Below are 3,108 nucleotides of genomic sequence, written 5' to 3' on the forward strand. Positions count from 1 at the left end.
AGCCCGTTCACCGTGACCCCGCCAAAGGGAAACTCGGCATAGGCGGCTGAGGGTGGAAAGCCTTCGTTGTTCTCGCCGTCTCCGGCCATGTCCAGCACGTTTCGGTAACAATCCGGTCCGCGTTGAAACAGGCCCGCGCCATATCCCAGCGCATATCCCATGGCGGTGGGGAAATCGTTATGGCTGCGTTGCGATCGCCCGATCGTCTCGGCCACACCCAGCAGGTCGGCGCGCGTCTGCAGCACGGTCCAGTCCACCAGCAGTTCCTGATTGTAGCGCCCGCTCCACTCATAGACCGCAATGGCCACGGGCAGGGGGGCGGCAAAGACTGCGGCCTCGACCTCTGGCGCGATCAGCGCGGCGGCCAGTCCGCGGCGCTGCAGGGTGTCTTCGGCCTCATCAACCGAAGAGGACACATCCATCGCCAGAACCAGCGCCAGCCGGCATTCGGCGGCCCCGACCGGGGCCGCGAGCGCCAGCGCGCAGACAGAGGCGAGCAGCTTTACCAATGGCCGATGTTTTCCATACTGACCCAAGGCTCGGCCGGGGCCAGCGCGTCTCCGGCCTGCAGCAGCTCGATCGAGATATTGTCGGGCGAGCGGACAAAAGCCATCCGGCCATCGCGCGGCGGGCGGTTGATGGTCACGCCATTGTCCATAAGGTGCTGGCAGACCTCGTAAATATTGTCGACGCTATAGGCCAGATGCCCGAAGTGGCGGCTGTCCGAGGGCAAGCCCTCATCGCCATCCCAGTTGTGCGTCAGCTCGACCGGGCAATCTTCCTGACCGGGGGGCGCCATGAACATCAGGGTAAAGCGCCCGCCCTCATTGTCCCAGCGGCGGGTTTCCTTCAGGCCCAGCAACTCGAAAAAGGCCTTGGACGTGTCCAGATCGGCCACGCGCACCATGGTGTGCAGGTACTTGATTGTCATTTTCGTTCTCCAGTTTTCTGCCCTTTACCCTAGCGCCTTCGCGCCCGGGTGCCAGAGCCAAGCTGGAGCGCTGTCAGAATTTTGACTGAATACCCAGCCCCACCGAGAGTTCGCGCGTCTGAAAACGGCTGTCGTTTGATGTGGTGCGCCCCGCCCGCAGGCGCAGCGAGGGCGAAAAGCCCGCATAGTCCCAATCCAAGAAGGTCAGATTGACGTCGGCATAAACCGATTTGTCCTGCCGCCCGCCTGGCACCACGATCAGACCCGAGCGATAGAGCGGGTAATCCGAATAGCCCAGAGTGACGGCAAGATCCATTGTCACAGGTCCCATGGCCTGATCAAACGCATAGGCCGCGCGCAGGCTTGCGGCCAGGCTTACGTCATTGATGAACACCGCCTCCGTGTCGCGCAATCCCAGCGTGAGGTTGAACTGATCGCCGTTGTCGAAAGTGCCGCCGGCCTGGAAGGTCAGGCTGTAGGCGGTTGCGTCATACCGTCTGCTGCGCACGCCCGAGCGGTCCTCGACCGAGCCGGCGACGGCGAACCATGTCCCGTTCTCGAAGCTCCAGCCGCGATCCAGCGTGGCGCGCCCAAAGCGATAGGTGGGATTGTTGCCGTACCAGGATTGTCCCAGCGCAAGGGCACCGCCCACCACACCGCCCCGGGCCTGTCGGCGGTGCGAGATATTGGCCTCGATATATTGTTGGGACAGATCGCTGTTGCGCACGTTGGGGGCCAGGGCCTGTGCCGCGCTTGAGAGCGCGACATTGCGGGTGTAGAGGCGCGCGCCCAGATGGGTGGCCTGCACCTGGCTGGCGCTCAGCCGATAGCGGGCCGATAAATCAAGCGTGGCGATCAGGCCCGACAAGGCCTGTGCCGCGCCATTGAGCCGGCCGGTGACAGGCACTCCGTCGATGATCTGAAGCGCATCTTCCGAGCCGTTGTTGACGTTGCTGGAGGGGCGGAGTGCCGCGTTCAGGCGCATGCTCCAGGGGTTGATGCGCCGCAGCGCCTGATAGTCGCGCGCGACGATGTCCTTTTCAGCGTGGCTGTCGGCATGGATGGCCGTGCGGCGCAGCCAGACCTGGGCCAGGCTGTAGCGTTCCTCGATAAAGGCGGCCTGTGCTGCGATCTGCCCGGCGGCAAAGCGATCATCCGGATCAGTGGAATAGCGAAACGCATATCCGGCGGCTTTGCGGCTGAGCGCCATCTCGCCCTGTGAGCCATGGGCCATGGCCAGCACGAAATAGGCCACCGGATCGCGGGGATCGGCCTGCAACAGCCCGCGCGAGATCTGGATGGCCTGTCCGAAATCCCCGGACTGCAGCGCATCCACGGCCAGTTGGCGCACCTGCGGAATGGTCAGTTGAATAGGCGCGCCGGCCTCATTTGCCTGCGCCGGACTGCATAGCCCCAGGCCAAGACCCAGAGCCAGACAGGCTGCGCGGATCACACGGTCAAGAAGATCAGTCACACAGCGGATCGGCACCGGGCTGACCACATTGAACAAGGACGAAAATCCCGAACTCTTCTTCATCGCTCAACTGGCTGATGTGATCTTCAACAAACAGGCCTCCGGCAACTGCACCGGCATTCGCGCCGCCAAATATGCCGCCATAGGTGCCGCGGTTGTTGCCGCTTTGAACGACATTCCCGGTAAAGGTGCCGTCTGCGGCAATCGCGGTCGGGGCCAGTTCGATGTTTTCCGGAATGATTGCCAGGTTGTCGGGGATCTGGCGTGAGGTGATCGCGCCGTTCAGGGTGTTGTCGCCAAAGTCCGCGTTTATGAGAATGACGCCCGTAATTTCAGCGGCCTGGGCAGGGCGTAAATCGGCGGGAACAGCCGGATTTGGCGGCAGAAGATCACCGTTGTCTCCGGCACCGTTGAGCAATCCGACATAGCGCCCGGCATAAGAGGCCAGCCCGGTGGTTGCGGTCACCGTGGGCGGATCAAAGGTGCCGGTCCGGGTGTAGGCGGCACCGCCAAAGTAGGTGCCGAACTGCGGGCCGGTCAGGACCAGCACTGCACGGGTCCCATTGATATCGCGGACCTAAAGCGTCCCGTCTTTAACCTGAGACATATCCGGCAGCCTTGAAGTAGTTCCAGCATTCCTGGGGCGAATAGAGATCGCATATCTCGGCGATGGCCTCGAACATGTCGGTGAATGTCCGCGCGC

At 62.8% G+C, this 3,108-nt stretch carries 4 protein-coding genes; all 4 read right to left on the reverse strand.

Features of this window, described 5'->3' with window-relative positions:
• Positions 1–509: DUF1194 domain-containing protein (locus WAO69_RS04325; RefSeq protein WP_422176821.1), on the reverse strand; the 509-nt coding region annotated here is incomplete at its 3' end.
• Positions 503–931, reverse strand: a complete 429-nt coding sequence (locus tag WAO69_RS04330; RefSeq protein ID WP_422176822.1) for a VOC family protein — start codon at positions 929–931, stop codon at positions 503–505. The genes WAO69_RS04325 and WAO69_RS04330, both read right to left, overlap by 7 nt.
• Before the next feature lie 73 nt (positions 932–1,004).
• Positions 1,005–2,468 (reverse strand): tetratricopeptide repeat protein, encoded by a 1,464-nt coding sequence (locus tag WAO69_RS04335; protein ID WP_422176823.1) that lies wholly within the window; start codon positions 2,466–2,468, stop codon positions 1,005–1,007.
• Positions 2,398–2,955, reverse strand: coding sequence for a hypothetical protein (locus WAO69_RS04340; protein ID WP_422176824.1), 558 nt, complete (start codon positions 2,953–2,955; stop codon positions 2,398–2,400). Before WAO69_RS04340 ends, WAO69_RS04335 begins: the two co-directional genes overlap by 71 nt.
• Positions 2,956–3,108: the final 153 nt, after the last annotated feature.

The organism is Aestuariivita sp. (assembly GCF_049276915.1).
Classification (GTDB): Bacteria; Pseudomonadota; Alphaproteobacteria; order Rhodobacterales; family Rhodobacteraceae; genus Aestuariivita.